The sequence below is a fragment of the Dysgonomonas sp. ZJ709 genome (assembly GCF_011039195.1).
Classification (GTDB): domain Bacteria; phylum Bacteroidota; class Bacteroidia; order Bacteroidales; family Dysgonomonadaceae; genus Dysgonomonas.
This window is the reverse complement of sequence record NZ_JAAKEM010000015.1, coordinates 65401-81717: the sequence shown is the minus strand read 5'-3', so window position 1 is coordinate 81717 and position 16317 is coordinate 65401. Positions and strand designations below refer to the sequence as shown.

10 protein-coding genes are annotated in these 16317 nt (G+C 36.3%); 5 read left to right on the top strand and 5 right to left on the bottom strand.

Annotation, left to right across the window (positions count from 1 at the left end; translation table 11 throughout):
* The first annotated feature begins 431 nt into the window (after window positions 1–431).
* The gene (locus G7Y56_RS11535; RefSeq protein WP_165043577.1) at window positions 432–1313 is read left to right on the top strand and encodes an AraC family transcriptional regulator; all 882 of its coding nucleotides are present in this window, start codon (window positions 432–434) and stop codon (window positions 1311–1313) included.
* A 338-nt stretch (window positions 1314–1651) separates the two neighbouring features.
* Here the strand turns inward: G7Y56_RS11535 and G7Y56_RS11530 are convergent, their stop codons facing one another.
* Window positions 1652–2959, bottom strand: a complete 1308-nt coding sequence (locus tag G7Y56_RS11530; protein WP_165043576.1) for a site-specific integrase — start codon at window positions 2957–2959, stop codon at window positions 1652–1654.
* Between the two features lie 973 nt (window positions 2960–3932).
* Between G7Y56_RS11530 and G7Y56_RS11525 the strand changes: the two genes are divergently transcribed.
* The 3 genes from G7Y56_RS11525 to G7Y56_RS11515 all read left to right on the top strand — a co-directional run bounded on the left by G7Y56_RS11525 (window position 3933) and on the right by G7Y56_RS11515 (window position 9564).
* Window positions 3933–4187, top strand: coding sequence for a hypothetical protein (locus G7Y56_RS11525; RefSeq protein ID WP_165043574.1), 255 nt, complete (start codon window positions 3933–3935; stop codon window positions 4185–4187).
* Window positions 4188–4354: 167 nt separating this feature from the next.
* Window positions 4355–7675 carry a SusC/RagA family TonB-linked outer membrane protein gene (locus G7Y56_RS11520; RefSeq protein WP_255498740.1) on the top strand — a complete coding sequence of 1107 codons (3321 nt, stop codon included), beginning with the start codon at window positions 4355–4357 and terminating at the stop codon, window positions 7673–7675.
* A gap of 11 nt (window positions 7676–7686) precedes the next feature.
* On the top strand, window positions 7687–9564 hold the full coding sequence (locus G7Y56_RS11515; RefSeq protein ID WP_165043572.1) for a SusD/RagB family nutrient-binding outer membrane lipoprotein: 1878 nt from the start codon (window positions 7687–7689) through the stop codon (window positions 9562–9564).
* A 746-nt stretch (window positions 9565–10310) separates the two neighbouring features.
* On the opposite strand, the gene rhaD is transcribed toward G7Y56_RS11515, so the two are convergent.
* The 4 genes from rhaD to G7Y56_RS11495 all read right to left on the bottom strand — a co-directional run bounded on the left by rhaD (window position 10311) and on the right by G7Y56_RS11495 (window position 15053).
* Complete coding sequence (gene rhaD, locus G7Y56_RS11510; protein ID WP_165043571.1) at window positions 10311–11111, bottom strand: rhamnulose-1-phosphate aldolase; 801 nt, start codon at window positions 11109–11111, stop codon at window positions 10311–10313.
* A gap of 55 nt (window positions 11112–11166) precedes the next feature.
* On the bottom strand, window positions 11167–12201 hold the full coding sequence (gene rhaT, locus G7Y56_RS11505; RefSeq protein ID WP_165043569.1) for an L-rhamnose/proton symporter RhaT: 1035 nt from the start codon (window positions 12199–12201) through the stop codon (window positions 11167–11169).
* A gap of 92 nt (window positions 12202–12293) precedes the next feature.
* Window positions 12294–13550 carry an L-rhamnose isomerase gene (locus G7Y56_RS11500; protein WP_165043567.1) on the bottom strand — a complete coding sequence of 419 codons (1257 nt, stop codon included), beginning with the start codon at window positions 13548–13550 and terminating at the stop codon, window positions 12294–12296.
* A 24-nt stretch (window positions 13551–13574) separates the two neighbouring features.
* Window positions 13575–15053 (bottom strand): rhamnulokinase family protein, encoded by a 1479-nt coding sequence (locus tag G7Y56_RS11495; RefSeq protein ID WP_165043566.1) that lies wholly within the window; start codon window positions 15051–15053, stop codon window positions 13575–13577.
* 218 nt (window positions 15054–15271) lie between these two features.
* Here G7Y56_RS11495 and G7Y56_RS11490 point away from each other — a divergent pair, with 218 nt between their 5' ends.
* Window positions 15272–16165 carry an AraC family transcriptional regulator gene (locus G7Y56_RS11490; RefSeq protein WP_165020256.1) on the top strand — a complete coding sequence of 298 codons (894 nt, stop codon included), beginning with the start codon at window positions 15272–15274 and terminating at the stop codon, window positions 16163–16165.
* The last annotated feature ends 152 nt before the right edge of the window (window positions 16166–16317 follow it).

Below are 16317 nucleotides of genomic sequence, written 5' to 3'. Positions count from 1 at the left end.
CAATAACAGGTCTAATTGAACATGCGCAATCTCTATCAATTGATAAACATTGAATATTAATTTCCAGACTAACATCCATATATCCGTTGCGTTGCCTTAAGGTATTCTTGTGAGACTCAACTCTGTACATATCCAGTTAATGTTTGGTGGCACTTACATATATCTTAATAGATCTATAAATCTGTCACTTTCTAAGTGTCAGATCATAATAAAAACACAACATATACTCACTGATAATCAAACACATATATGCAAGACAGAAGAAGCAAAAGAGAAGGAAGTTTAATACAAAGTTAAACATCAAAACAAGAAATAAGAGACAGCTTACACCAAATAAGCTGTGAAAAGAACACCTACCAACGGATACAACTGAATGTTAAACGATAAGATATAATCTATCTCGTTAAACATTTGCTAAACACATTGTAAATATGAATGATATAAGATTATTATATCCAAACGAACACCTATACTGTGCGAATTATAGCAATAGAGAAAGACCTGTTATTGAAAGAAAAGATCTCACCAAAGATTCCACCTGGGATATTAATACTTTAACAAATAAAATAGTGTTTCTGATGAAAGGAAAGCTGAAATTCTCTTTTGGCTATTTCTGCGATGAGATAATAGAAGAGGGGAAGATGTTATATGTCCCAGCATTCTATCATTTTAAAGGATATGTCGAAGAAGATGTTGCTTTAATTATTATTCGTTTGGAAAATAAAATGCAATTTTGTGATCGATACCGAGTTGAAGATTTAGTTAAACAGACCTCAACAATTCAGTTAGATAATAATATAGCATCCTCAGGGTCCTTGGAAATCAATGCTATTTTGAAGGATTATTTAGTATTTCTAGATACTTGTATTTCTAAAGGACTGAAATGTAAATATTTCTTTGAAATAAAAATAAAAGAGCTATTTTTCTTATTTAGAGCTTTTTACACGAAAGAAGATTTGGTAATATTTTTCAATATGGCCTTAAGTATGAATACTAATTTTGCTGAACATATCATGCAAAACTACAGCAAATATACAACATTGGTGCAATTAGCAGAATCAATGAATTATTCAGTTTCAGGTTTCGAGAAAAAATTCAAAAGGACTTTTGGAACATCACCTTATAAATGGATGAAAAAGCAAAAAGCTAGTAAAATATATCATGAGATAAGTACGAGCGACCGTAGTTTTAAGGAAATAAGCGCGGATTTCGGGTTTAATTCTTCTTCTCATTTCAATGATTTCTGTAAAGATTGCTTCGGGCAAACACCAGGTAATATTCGTCAAAATAAAATGAATGGCGGAAATTATTAACGAATGGTGGAAATTATTAACAAATAGGGAGAAATACAGAACGGATTTGGGTTGAGAATGTAATACCTTTGTCAACATTAAAATGCATAAGACATATTGATCATTCTGACACTTAGAAAGTGACAGATATGTCTTTTACCTTGTGATTAATATACAAATGTAATAAAAAGAGGGTGAAAGTCTACTCTTTGACTGCTTATTAACATAATAAAACGTTTTTTAATTAGACTAAAATGGCATATTTATTCATAAGTTGAATAACAAAGCGCCCAAAATAAAAATATCCCCTCATGAATATCACAAGAGTGCACATAAATTAATTAAGGTCTACTTATAAATTAGCCTCGCTTACGAATATTGGAGGGATAAGTACTCGTTCTGTTAAGAGCTGCGCTAATAGCTTCATTCGCCTGATCTAAAATGGAACGTTCAAATGAAGCTAAATAGGTATAAGTAGTCTTTTCGTTAGAATGCCCCAAACTTTCACTAATAACCCACAATGGTAAGTTCTCCCTTTTAGCAAGAGTAGCCCATGAGTGTCGAGACATGTGTGTAGAAAGCGACTTGTTGAGACCAGCAAGATGAGACAATTCCTTAAGTTTGTTATTTTGAAGACGTAAAGCACTCTCGTACTGGAGTCTAGAAGATCTGCCACTATCTGCAATGATTGGAAATAAGTAAGGCGAATATGCCACATCGTCACTAAAGCTATCAATTATACCTTGCAGCGTTGATGTAATTTTCACTTCCATCAGCTGTCCCGTTTTTTTGCGATAATAAGAAATAACACCTCTGCGAATATTATCCTTACGCAGATATGCCAGATCGACAAAACTCATTCCGCGAGCATGGAAACAGAAGAAAAACAGACGCCAGCAAGTATAAAGCTTTTCATCAACAGATGAAAGTGCAGATGAAGTCTTTTGATCATTATTATTTAATAGTTGTGAAAAATCTAAATTGTTAAGTAGTGCAATTTCTTCTAAACTTAAAGCTCGTTTTTTTGTTCGTTGAAATCCGGTAAAAGTCCCAGAGAAAGGATTCTCAGCTTTAGCAATAATAAATTTATCTTGAATAGCTTTATGATAAATAGCGCGTAAGTTACGAATATAGAAAGAAATAGTATTCAATGATTTATTCTGCAGTTTCATATGTCTCTCGAAGTCCCTAACAAAAGTTATATTAATATGCTCCAATAACAAATCTTCCCCTTTATTAAATTTCATCAACTGGCGAACTGTTGTACGATAAGCACGAGCTGTTCGCTCTTGCCCATAATCGAAAAGCAATCGGGCCTGCTTTTCAGTGTAGTGATATAACGAATTTGTTTCTTCTTCGAGATAACTTTTACACACAATATCGCTTATTTCATAACGTCCTTGTTTTTCAAGATCAGCTATTACTTGTTCCAACCTATTTGCAATTTGTTTTATCTTATCTTCTAACTCCCGTAGAAATTTCACTCGAAATAAAGGTGCTGCCGGATAGACGATAACCTGTTTATTACTATCCCATTCCGATTGATTAATAGATGATGCTATTGTTATCACTTTCACTTTACGCTGGTGAATAATACGAAAGCAAAGACTGCCTTGCGATTGTCCGACTTTGCTTGAAGGCCGATATAAGATTTTAACAGAAGCCATAGGTAGTAATTGTATTAATATAAATCTGAAATAACAGTCTTCACAAATGCATATTTTATAGAATAACATTTGCAGGTGGAAAATTGTTACCAAAAGAATTGCAAAGATATAGAATATTAAGAAGTTTTATATGAAAAAAGCATAATATGTATCCAATATTAACTAGAAAAAATGCCATTTTTCCTAGCATTCAAAATAGATTCAAAATTTAATTCCAGCATACTTTTGCAATAGCAATATCAAAATATAATAGATAATATTAAATAAGGATTTTCTTACTAAGGTCAGAAAAAAATTGTTTGCGAAATGACCTAAAAAATAACAAATAACAGTAGAATATAAAAAGAATCTGTCCAGTAGAATGGCACTAAAACGAAGCCAACTCTTAAATCACCTCCATTTTTCCTCCTCAAAAAAAAGGAAAGTGTATTCGTAACGAGATGAAACTCATTATTAAATACAGAAACACGAGGACAAATAAATCTTCTAAACCTTTAGCCTTACCACTAGAGATACACTTCTCTGATTAACATATATTGAGCATTATACTTTAGAAAATCGAACTACTCTATTCTGTAAATTTAACACATTTTGATATTCCCAATTAGATTTAAGCTTTCAATTATTAATTATTTTAATATTATGTTTTACAACATACTACAGCCATTCCACAAGCATATAAATCAAATTTAAAGCACACAAACGCACTAATAAACAGCCTATTATTAAAACATATTAAATAGTAATTGTTGAATTTTTAACTAAAACTTAATCTAAGAAGATCTGGCTCAATATAATATTTTTTTTTATTAGGATTTATTTATACGTTTACAGCCTAATACATAAAAAACATTAATTTAGGATTTACAGAGATTGCTCTCAAAAAAACACTTATTACACCTTGATAAAGAATTCGCAATCAAATTTCTATCATTTGTCATACAATATGTATTTCTGACATTTAAATAACCCTATGCAAAATCTAATACAAAATATTTCATCTTTTACGCCCATTTTTTCAATTGAAAATTTGGAAGTTAACTGTGTTTTATTAGAGAGAGAGAGAGAGAGAGAGAGAGAGAGAGAGAGAGAGAGAGAGAGAGAGAGAGAGCATAACAAAAAAATAACATTCTCAAAAGAAAAGTTTGTCGAAAAGCACAACCTTTCTCTTTTTTATACAACGAATATACAGGATTCGATATTTTTAAGTGATTCAGTAACCACTTAAAAATATCGAATCCTGTTTTTGTGTTATAAAAAGGATTTATATACTAAACTAATCAATCAAACAATCTAAAAAGCTCAAGAAGTATGAAACATGAGGGACGACTCAAATGTCGAAAATCTATCGGACAAGGTTTAGGTAGATTTGCCTTGCGCATGAATATGTTATTCATGGCGCTATTCGTATGCACACTAGTGAGTGCGCAAACCGATAAAATTTCAGTAAAAGGGATAGTTACTGATAATATTGGTGAGCCACTTATCGGAGCTAGCGTCTACGAAAAAGGAGAAAAGAATGGAACAATGACAGGTGTAAACGGAGATTACACACTATCGGTTTCGAGTAATGCAACACTAGTCGTGACCTATGTGGGCTTTATAACCAAAGAAGTAAGAGTCGCGGGCAAAACAACAGTGGATATAACACTGGACGAAGATGCAAAAGTATTAGATGCTGTCATAGTTACAGCCCTCGGTCTAAAACGTTCAGAAAAAGCATTGGGATATGCAGTCACCGAATTGAAAGGGGACGAACTGAATGTAAATACAATCAATCCAATTGCCGGATTGCAAGGTAAAGTCGCCGGTGTTGATATATCACAATCGGATGGTGGTATTTTTGGTGCTACAAAAATTCAGATTCGCGGAGCTTCGACATTTGGAAATAATAACCAACCTGTTTATGTTATAGACGGTGTTATTCTGGATAATGGAGTATCAGGTAATGACGATTTGAATTGGGGACCCAATGCCAGTGATTATGGTAATGAGTTGAAAAATCTTAACCCTGATGACTTCGCAACAGTATCCGTACTAAAAGGAGCTGCAGCAACTGCATTATATGGGTCCAGAGGACTGAACGGTGTTGTTGTAATCACCACTAAAAGTGGTAAAAGCAGTACCGGTCTCGGAGTTTCAGTCTCGCAAACATTAGGATGGGATCATGCTTATAGGGCGCCTAGAGTTCAAACTAAATATGGTGTAGGGCCATATGTCGGACGTTATGACGCTAATGGTGATGGCAATATATGGGAGCCGTGGCAAACCCAAGTAAACTCAAACGGGCAAAATACCTTAATTATTCCATCAGGAGGATTTTCTACCGGTTATGGTGCAGCATACAATGGAAGCCAAATTGAAAACTACGATGGCACAATGACTACATATAGTCCAAGAAAAAACAATATGCTGGACATGTACGAAACTGGATTTAATACTAATACAAACGTAGCGATACAAGGTGGAAATGAGAGAACAACTTTTTATTCTTCACTTTCCTCTAAGAACGCAACTTCGACAACTCCGCACAATACTTTCGAACGGTATGCCCTTCTTTTGAAAGCCAGCCATAAATTGAGTAATCGTATAGATGTTGCAGCATCCGTCAGCTTTGCAAATTCGACTCCGAAAAATGCGGCCCGCAATATTGGTGAAAATTTTATTAACGGAACATACTCACCACTATATGATCCGGCATATTTCCGCGATAAGTACCTAGGCGAGCACGGAGGAATAGCAAGTACTGAATATGGAGATCTTTATGGAAGTGTACCGAATAAAAGTTATTGGTTCCAAATTGACAACTGGGACTATTACCAAAAAGAAACTGTCACCCGTTCAACTTTCGAAGTTAATGTGGCAATTACAGATTGGCTGAAATTTAAAGCTGATGCTAATATGAATTATTATCATATCCGTGCCGAAGATAAACAATTAGGTAGCGGCTATGCAAATGAAGGTGGATACTACGAAATGTTCCAAAGAACCCGAGAACAAACAACTTTTGGTGGAGGTTTAACTGCTAATAAGGTCTTCGATAAATTCTCCATTGGAGGCTTTACCCGTTTCGAATACTATAATAATACGCAGACAGCTTATAATGTCAGAACTGATGGAGGAATGGTGGTTCCCGGTCAATGGTTCGTCGATAATTCGATTAAACCTAAAACATCAGATGCTAATGTAAATAATACCAAAAGAATATTGTCAGGGATCTTCGCTGTAAATATGGCATGGAACAATCAATTATTCCTTGATATCACAGGACGTAACGACTGGTCATCGGCATTAGTTTATTCAAACAAGACAGGTAATCACTCATACTTTTACCCATCTGTATCAGGGGCGTGGTTAGCTAATGAAACTCTCGAATTGCCATCATGGATTACACTTGCAAAGCTACGTGCTTCTTGGGCACAAGTTGGTAACGATACTGATCCATATTCGATAAATCAGGCTTATGGTTTTGGTATTTTAGAATTACCTAATGGCAACAATATTTATCTGAATACACTGGATAGAACAATGAAGAGCAAAAGCTTGAAGCCTGAGCGTAAAAATGCATGGGAATTAGGGCTTGATTTCCGGGCTTTCGATAGCCGCGTCAATTTGGACTTGACTTTGTACAAAGAAAATACAAAAGATCAAATCATGACTATTGCCGTTCCGGACGTTTCGGGAGTAAACAGACAGCTAATAAATGCAGGTAATATCCAGAATAAAGGGATAGAAGTAGCATTGAATACAATTCCTTTTAGAAATAAAGATTGGGAAGTCGGATTAAATTTTACATATACTAAAAACATAAGTAAAATTGTTGAATTACATCCTGATGCAGCGGAATATATTGAATTGGCCGGACAGACCAATTTATACGATTACCGTGTAGGTTCAGTTGCAAAAGTTGGCGGTAGCTATGGTATGCTAATGACGGATATACTTCCGGCAAAAGATGAGCAAGGACGTATTTTGCTAAACTATAGTGATACGCGCCGTGCTGTATACGAACGTCGTAGTGGTAAAGTTGAAGAATTAGGTGACATGAATCCTGATTTCTTAGGATCTATGGCTGCAAATGTAAGCTGGAAGGACTTAAGCCTTCATGTTGGTTTGGATGCGCGCGTCGGAGGTCTGGTAGCAATGTATAGCAATCGTTATGGCTCTAATGCCGGCTGGACTGAATCATCATTAAAGTACAGAGATAAAGAGAATGGAGGTATGGAGTGGACAAGTAAATATACCGGTGGAAGTAATGGTATTACCTATAACGATGGTGTTATCCTTGAAGGTGTATTTGCTCCGGGAACTATGGCAACAGGTATCGATGGTCAAAAACATGATATTAGCGGACTATCTCACCAACAAGCTGTAGAACAAGGCATAATAGAGCCAACCCACGCCAGCGCATACCACGTATTCAGAAATGCATGGGGTGAAGGTACGATTAATGATGACTGGGTTCATGAACTAAGCTATGTTGCTTTGCGTGATGTAACACTGTCATACAAACTCCCACGTTTTTTGGCATCTAAAGTTGGCGCTAAAAATCTTGCTGTAAGTGTTTCAGGGCGTAATTTATGCTACATATATAATTCACTTCCAAACGGGATACATCCCGAAAGTGTTCGTGGTAATAGAGCGGCAGAATTCCGTATTCGCGGTTTCGAGCCATATATTGCAAGCTATATGTTCACAATTAATGCACAATTCTAAATAAAATAGTTATGAAATTAAAATATTATATTGCAACATGTCTTGTGAGTGCAGGAATGTTAATAGCATGCCAAGACGACTTTGCTGATCTAAACTCCAGACCCTCGGATATATCCACTCCTAATGTCCGTTTCTTATTTACAGAATGTCTTGTAAATGTAGAACCAATGGATTACAGTGCATGGCATTATGACGTACCTCGATTAGCTTCCTGGACACAAACTAGCGTGGGTACCGGCGGAAACACTGACAATTTCAACCTTATTACAGAGCAGGGAAGTATCGGCTCACATGTCGATAGATTACTCCGAATGACGAATGAGGTTCGTTATCAGATTAGCCAGATGAATGAAGCCGATAAAGCAAAATACGGATATATCGAGTATCTTCTCAATCCATTATTGGTAATGATCGGCATGAATGATAGTGATATGTATGGCTCACGTCAATACAGTGAAGCTGAAAGAGCCCGTTATACCGATCCCCCTCTATTATTACCTAAATACGATACACAAGAAGAGCTGATCGAGTTATGGGTAAAAGAATTGGACCTAACAATCAATTATCTGACATCAAATAAAATAAATGATGCTCTTGGCTCTCAAGACTTCATATATAATGGTGATGTAGCTAAATGGGCAAAACTGGCTAATTCTATGAAAGTAAAATTGGCGGCTCGTCTGATAAATACAAATAAGCAAAGAGCTTTAGAACTTGTAAATCAAGCAGCAGCAAGTCCTGCCGGTCTTCTTACTTCGAGTGAGGATGATCTGATTTACAATCGTGGAAAGAATAATAATCACTGGAATAATGATTTTCCTGAAGCTTTGGCTAATGATGTTCTACTCAATTTCATGAAGAAAAATCATGACACTCGTTTACTAAGCGTATTTACAAAAAATGATTTCAATTCGATAGTTGTTCAGGCGTTTCTGGATCAGAACAAACAACTGCCTCCATATATCGAAGAAAATGCAATTATAGAGGTAAATGGTAGTAAGAAAACATTCACAGCTTGGAAAGGTGATGGTGAACCTTGGGTTCGTTACTACGGTGCACCTTTAGAAATTGGTGCCGGACAGGATGATGCAAACAAGTGGATATTTAACCCTACTGGTACTCTGTTTACATTAAAAACCTCAGCCGGAGCTGATAAAACATACAGAGCATTATCTTTCCGTAATCAAGAGATTGTAAAAGGCATTTATGATTTTACTTATCCCGATGCACCGGATGTTGCACCAGACAAAGATATCGAGCAAACCCCTTGGTACGGTATTTTCTTTTCGGCGGCGGAAGTAAATTTACTATTAGCCGAATTTAAATTACTAGGAGCAAACCTTCCTCAATCCGCACAGGCATATTTAACCGAAGGTTCACGTTTATCTGCTTATATGTATGATAAAGCCGCAGAATTAAACAAGGTTCCATACTACAACCGCGTCTCAGTCAATGACAAGCTAGATAAAAGTATAAAAATCAATTCAGCCATGGTTGAGGCCATGTTAGATAATGATGCATTTAAATTAACCGGATCTGTTCGTGATCAATTAGAGAAAGTATATATCCAACAATATATACATTATATAATGAATCCGGTTGATCAATTTGTGAATGTACGTAGATCTGGTGTTCCTATGAAAAATAGCACTGTTTTACCATGGCAGGCTTTTGACAAAAAACTAGATTATACAAACAGAATTCCAAGACGATTCAAAGTTAGTGAACCGGCTCCTACAGATAAATTATATGAGATTACTCTACAAGCATGGAAAGATCAAAATTATTCATACGGAAGTAACAATAGTGATCCAACGATCTTGAATAGTGAGCGTGTATGGTATGACAAAAATGCTCCTCAATTCGGTGCAGGCCCAAATGTTCAATAAATATTTTCATCTTGAAATAGATTAATAAGATTTAAGTTAATACAATTATTTATGGCAGTAAGACTCTTCTTACTGCCATATTTTTTCAGTAAAGATTCAATATCTTTGAAAGATTTATTCCTCCGAATAAGAGTAAGTTGCTGAAGCAGGTCGACACAGCTAAAACAGCCATAGAGCAAACGAAAAAAAATAAACACAATCCCCAAACACGAAAATACACACTTTTTAAGAGGCAACAATCTCAAACGGACAACAACAGACAGGATTGCATGGAATCACCACTAAATACGACACAAACATAGTTTACAATACACGAAATTGTTCACTGTTTATAAATTACAATAAACTATTTTTATACCTTAAGAATCAGTATAAATCGTGAGGATTGAATTGACCCGGAATATCATAATACATAGGGAATGTTATTATTAAAATTCTCTTTGTAAAATATAAGAAATAATTGCCTCTTCATCTTTCTGAAAAAGACATAGAAAATAATGAGGTAATAAAGAAAAGAGTATGTAGCACAAACAATTTGTTGCATAACTCAGTTTTGTGAAATGTGTGTTGAGAGAGAACACGCGCGCAGGGATGCATGCGTGTTTTTCATTTTTAAAACTGCCTTTAATTAAATGATAATATATTTAAACAAAAGAAGCTGGTTATGAATATAACCAGCTTCTTAATTACTCTTAAAGTGTTCTCTAATAAAATAACTATTTACCGCTTTTATCTCAAAATGAGTTTCATAGTTTTATCCCAAAAGGCTCTATAAGCCCTTGTATCTGTTCTTTGGTAAGTCCTTCCGGTGTATAGCCACAGGTTCTGGCAAATGCATATATCTGAGCCGACTTAGATAGAGTATCGATCAAGTCGAAAGTATCAGTCAGATTTTCACCTACAGCAAATACTCCATGTTTTTCCCAAATAACTATATCATGCCTGTCAAGTGTAGGTAAAGTTAAATCAGCAATAGCTAATGTTCCGGGTACTTCATAAGGCACCAGACCAATACCCCGGGGAACAACAATAAATGTCTCGGGGTGCATACCCCATAACAATTCATTCAGTGCTTTTTCATTTTTCAATTCGGGTATGTGCGACATTGCAATCAAATCCGTCGGATGAGTATGTAATACCAGCCTGTTGTTTGAGCCTTTCTTTTTGAATGATGCTAAGATAGAAAAGTGAGAAGCCAGCTCCGAAGTCGGTTTCACATTCTCTTCCGAAATTACATCATACGAATCTCCATCTTGCGATACGCGAACAATCGAGCCATTTGACAAAGGACACTTAGCTACATCTCTCATCCGTTTGCCTGTACCAGTTACAAAGAAGAAATCGCCGGCAAGCTCTTTCATATTGCGAGGTAATGGATATTTAGACTGCGCAGAGAGATTTCTATTCTCATCACCTATAAATTCACTTACATTTATAGATATGTTTCCGGCATTACGCTCTGCCCATCCCTTTTCCCATAAATAACCTGCAATCTCGGCAACCTCGTCGAGTTGTGCTTGTAATTTATTATTAATACTTAGTTTCATTTTTAATTGTAATTTATTTCTATAAAAGTAATATTAATCATATCGCCATACAGCTTTACTTAATTAATTGAGGGAAAATAATAGAACCTATTAATAATAACAAACCTAAAAGGAGTACTATTATTGTCCTCGTCCCGACACCTTTCCATTCTTTGAGTACGATGCCCCACAGATTACTGAACACAACATTGAGCGACATCAATATGCTCCATGAGAAAGCCATCATGATACTACCCGGCTCGAAAAAACTTTGTCCTACACCTAGTCCGAAAAATTGGGAATACCAAAGTAATCCGGCCAATGCACAAAATAAAATATTATTGATCCAGTTACCCCCCGAAATAGACGTATATTCTTTAAAGGTTTTATTCTTGTAATTCTGATATAAACAATAACTGGCATTGGTAATAAAGCCTCCTAAAGTAACAAGGAATATAACAGGATTCAATGCCAATAAAGGATTTGCACCGAGCTCAAGAATATGATTCTTAAGAGGAGCTCCGGCTTCCAGCCCTAAACTGAAACAGGCACTCATCACCCCTGCCAACAATGCAATCAGGACACCTTTCTTCAATGCAAAATCTTTGACAGCCTTTTTCTTTTCTTCGTCAGACATATTGCTCGATTTCAAAGCACCCGCATATCCGATAACAGCAATACCTGCCAAAGCAATACTAACACTGATAAGCAGAATTAAACCGTCTCCTCTGAATAGATTATCACCTTTAAGCAAAGCAGGAATCAATGTTCCAAAAGCAGAGCATGTACCTAGCGACAGTGATTGACCTAAGGCAACACCCAGATAACGCATACTCAAACCAAAGGTTAGCCCTCCAATACCCCAAAGAACACCATAGCCGATAGTCTTCCAGATAGCATCGCCACCCGAAAACATTATTTCAGAAAACGAATAACCCGAAGGTATTGCCAATAAAAGACCAAGGAGAGGAAATAACAACCAGGCAAAGACACCTTGGGTAAGCCAAAAACATTCCCACGACCAGTTTTTCACTTTATTGATCGGAACATACGAGCTTGATTGCCCCAAGCTGCCAAACGCAATGATGATTAATCCTATTATTGTATTCATGTTGGTCAGTTATAATTATATGTTATGAATTGTGAGTAAATGAATGTTACCGACCAGATATATCAAATACCCACAAATCACAACCTTTGTTTTTATCTCTTAGAAGTAACGTCTTTCTCGTATTGTTGTACTTCTGCTATATAATCTTCACCAATAGCAACATCACTTTTCATGCAAAAATAATCCCACACAGCATTCCAAGGTAAACCCTTCGCTTCTTCGAGCAAAGCCAAGCGTTCAAAATATTGTCCATTTGCTTCATATTCACGTAATTTAGCAAGAGGCTCTAACAACGCTTGTAAAAGTGCTTTTTGTGTCGAGCGTATACCGATTGCATAAGCACCGATTCGATTGATTGAAGCATCGAAAAAGTCTAGTCCTACATGAACTTTATTAATAGCATCTGCACGAACTACTTCTTTGGCCAGATCGATCACCTCATCTGTTAAAAGAGTTACATGATCCGAATCCCAACGAACAGGACGACTCACATGCAACATAATTTCAGGGGTAAACAGAAGCAATGAAGATATCTTATCGGCAACACTTTCCGACAAATGGAAATGTCCCATATCGAGCGTTACCATCTTTTGTTTTTTTGCACCATAACCTAAATAGAAATCATGCGAACCCACAGTATAGCTTTCCAGTGCAATACCGAACAGTTTAGATTCTATACAGTCTTTCATATTTTTATAATCAATAGCGAATATTTCGTCTAAAGATTGCTCTAATAGCTGGCGATACTTATATTTATTTACAGTCAGATCCTTCATTCCATCATGCACCCAAAGATTCATAATGCATGGATCATTCTGAAACTTACCCATTTCTTCCGAAATCAAACGGCAGCGTTTCGTATGCTCTATCCAGAAATCGCGAATCGATTTATCAGGATTCGCCAATGTTAAATCACCACTTTTAGTATGACCGAAAGAAGTAGAATTGAAATCTAATTTCAAATCACTTTCTTTAGCCCATTGCATCCATGTTGTAAAATGGCTCGCATCTATCTGATCACGGTCGACAGTTTTACCACCGAAATCACCATATATAGCGTGCAGATTCAGACGATGTTTTCCACCGACAAGAGTCAGAACTTTAGAAATATCCGACTGCAATTCTTCTATATTGCGGGCTTTACCCGGGTAGTTTCCCGTAGCCTGAATACCTCCGCCTCCGGCATTTCCCAGATTTTCAAATCCGCAAACATCATCGGCTTGCCAGCAATGAATCGAGATCGAGATATCTTGTAATTTTACTAAAGCCGCATCGATATCTACACCTACGGCAGCATAGCGTTCTTTCGCTATTTCATAAGATCTTTGTACTAATGAGTTTTTAGTCATCGTTTTTTCGTTTAAGTGTTAACTTTATTTCTTTTGTATGATATTCAAAAATTTGTTGTATTCGCTATCCCACAAATGCACATCCTGAGGATAAAAAGTATCCAAATCTATTGAGTTACGAACCATTAATCTCATTTCTTGCAAAGAATCGAACATACCAATTCCTTTTGACTGCATCATAACATTCCCTATAGCAGTTGCCTCTGCAGGACCTGCAACAACTTGCATATTTATAGAATTAGCAGTCAACTGATTCAATAATTTATTTTGTGAACCTCCACCAATTATATGCAGCTTTTCTATATTGAATGGAGCCATTTTTTGCAGGCACTCCAATACATATCGATACTTAAACGCAAGACTATCGAAAATACATCTTACAAATTCAGCATGTGTTTTCGGCACGTTTTGTCCTGTCTTTTCACAGAATGCAGCAATAGCTACAACCATACTAACAGGGTTAGCAAAGCTTGCATCATCCGGATCTACAAAAGATTGAAATCCTGCAACCGAATCAGAAAGTTCGACAATCTCATTATAAGAATAATGGACACCAGTCCCTCCCCATTCTTTGCGGCATTGCTCTAAAAGCCACATGCCTGCAATATTTTTAAGGAAACGGATTGAACCATCTACACCACCTTCATTTGTGAAATTCATCTCATAAGAATCTTGTGTCAGAATAGGCTCCTTAACCTCGATTCCCATCAGCGACCATGTACCCGAACTAAGATATGCAAAACTCTCACCATCTGCCGGAACTGCGGCTACTGCAGAAGCGGTATCGTGCCCACCAACGGCTATTACGGGAGCTTTATGAACACCACACTCTCTAGCAATATCTTCTGTTAGAAAGCCGATTGTCTCACCAGGCATTATGATCGGTCTGAACACATTCGAATTAAGACCTAAAATATCCAACAATTCGGGCTCTATTCTTCTTGTTTTTGGATTCAATAATTGCGATGTCGAAGCAATCGTATATTCACATACTTTACCTCCTGTTAACATATAAGATAGGGCATCAGGAATAAATAAAATGTCGTGGGCTTTCTCCAGAGCCGGAGAATTTTCGAGCTTGGCAGCATATAATTGAAACAGACTATTAAAATTCATAATCTGTATACCTGTCAATTCGTATAAATCCTTTCTAGGCAATACTTTAAACAATTCTTCAGGAATCCCGTTTGTATAAGGGTCACGGTACGATCGTGGCAGATTCAACAAAGAACCGTCTTCTCCTAAATAAACAAAATCGACACCCCAAGTATCAATTCCAATAGCATCTAATTTGATTTTCTCCGCTGCTACAACCTTCAACCCATCCTTCAATGCTTCGAAAATGGCATATATATCCCAATAGCATTTACCATGTACAGATATGATTTTATTGGGAAAACGAGTCAATTCCTTCAATGTTATTTTTCCGCCTCCTACTGTCGCTAAAATAGAACGTCCACTTGTGGCACCGAGGTCGAAGGCGAAAAAATAATGTGTTTTCATAGTGTAATATTAGATATAGCATTGATTTGGTACAAAAGTAACGCATTGGACATTTCGAATATTGATGTATTTGATTTAAGGATTTAAAAATTTGACACTTGCACCAATTAATATATTTCAATCATTTTCTTGGTTATATACATTTTTATTTTTAATATTACATCCTCATTTTGTTTTTTGACCTATTCTAATTTCTGTTTTACCTTACTGTTATACCAATGAAAAACTCTGTACACATCAAGTATTTAATAGCAAATGAGCAGGACATGCTATGGGGACTTACTGTCAATACGGTCGGTTATCAACACATCGATCCACACACTCCCTATCCACCCCAAAACCATCCTACCAGATACCTATTCTCGACACAGAAGGGACGCGTATTGGAAGAATGCCAATTAATATATATCACGCAAGGTAGAGGCACTTTTGTCTCATCCAGTCAGAAAAAAACAGAAATTAAAGCCGGAAATATGTTTTTATTATTTCCCGGTGAATGGCATACTTATAGCCCCGATCCTTCGACCGGATGGAATGAATATTGGATTGGATTTAAAGGCGTAAATATAGACAGTCGCATTCAAAACGGATTTTTCAATATGCATAAGCCCATATTTAATGTAGGCTCACGCGAAGATATTGTCCAGCTCTATATGCGTGCAATCAGTGTAGCAAAAGAGCAAACAACCGGATTCCAACAAATGTTGGCAGGTATTCTCAATCACTTACTGGGTATTGCCTATTCTCAAGACAAGTATGCGGCTTTCGAAGACATGAAAGTAACAAACCAGATAAACAAAGCAAAGATGATAATGTTTGAAAACTTTCATACGGACATTACACCCGAAAGCGTTGCCAATCAGGTATTCATGAGTTACTCATGGTTCAGACGTATCTTCAAACAATATACGGGATTATCTCCACACCAGTACATACAAGAATTGCGCGTACAGAAAAGCAAAGAACTACTTACCAACACCATGCTCACCAGTCAGGAAATAGCATTCGAAGTTGGTTTCGAAAACCCCGATTATTTCTGTACAGCATTCAAAAAAATGACCGGAGCCTCTCCGATTAAATACAGAGAATTTACACAAGGAAAAAATTTATAATTGCAAAAAACATTGTAAGATTTAACTTATAAAAGTCCTTTATTACATCGAATAAAAGCCTTACAGTTTTAGCTACAATACAGCTCTATATCTATTTGAGATAAATAGGTGAAGAGATAGAACAGCCATAAAACTCACTGTCATTTTTCAAA

Excerpts from the sequence above, each read along its gene's own strand:
- G7Y56_RS11535 (WP_165043577.1), top strand. The coding sequence starts at position 432 with ATGAATGATATAAGATTATTATATCCAAACGAACACCTATACTGTGCG.
- G7Y56_RS11530 (WP_165043576.1), bottom strand. The coding sequence starts at position 2,959 with ATGGCTTCTGTTAAAATCTTATATCGGCCTTCAAGCAAAGTCGGACAA.
- G7Y56_RS11525 (WP_165043574.1), top strand. The coding sequence starts at position 3,933 with ATGCAAAATCTAATACAAAATATTTCATCTTTTACGCCCATTTTTTCA.
- G7Y56_RS11520 (WP_255498740.1), top strand. The coding sequence starts at position 4,355 with ATGGCGCTATTCGTATGCACACTAGTGAGTGCGCAAACCGATAAAATT.
- G7Y56_RS11515 (WP_165043572.1), top strand. The coding sequence starts at position 7,687 with ATGAAATTAAAATATTATATTGCAACATGTCTTGTGAGTGCAGGAATG.
- rhaD (WP_165043571.1), bottom strand. The coding sequence starts at position 11,111 with ATGAAACTAAGTATTAATAATAAATTACAAGCACAACTCGACGAGGTT.
- rhaT (WP_165043569.1), bottom strand. The coding sequence starts at position 12,201 with ATGAATACAATAATAGGATTAATCATCATTGCGTTTGGCAGCTTGGGG.
- G7Y56_RS11500 (WP_165043567.1), bottom strand. The coding sequence starts at position 13,550 with ATGACTAAAAACTCATTAGTACAAAGATCTTATGAAATAGCGAAAGAA.
- G7Y56_RS11495 (WP_165043566.1), bottom strand. The coding sequence starts at position 15,053 with ATGAAAACACATTATTTTTTCGCCTTCGACCTCGGTGCCACAAGTGGA.
- G7Y56_RS11490 (WP_165020256.1), top strand. The coding sequence starts at position 15,272 with ATGAAAAACTCTGTACACATCAAGTATTTAATAGCAAATGAGCAGGAC.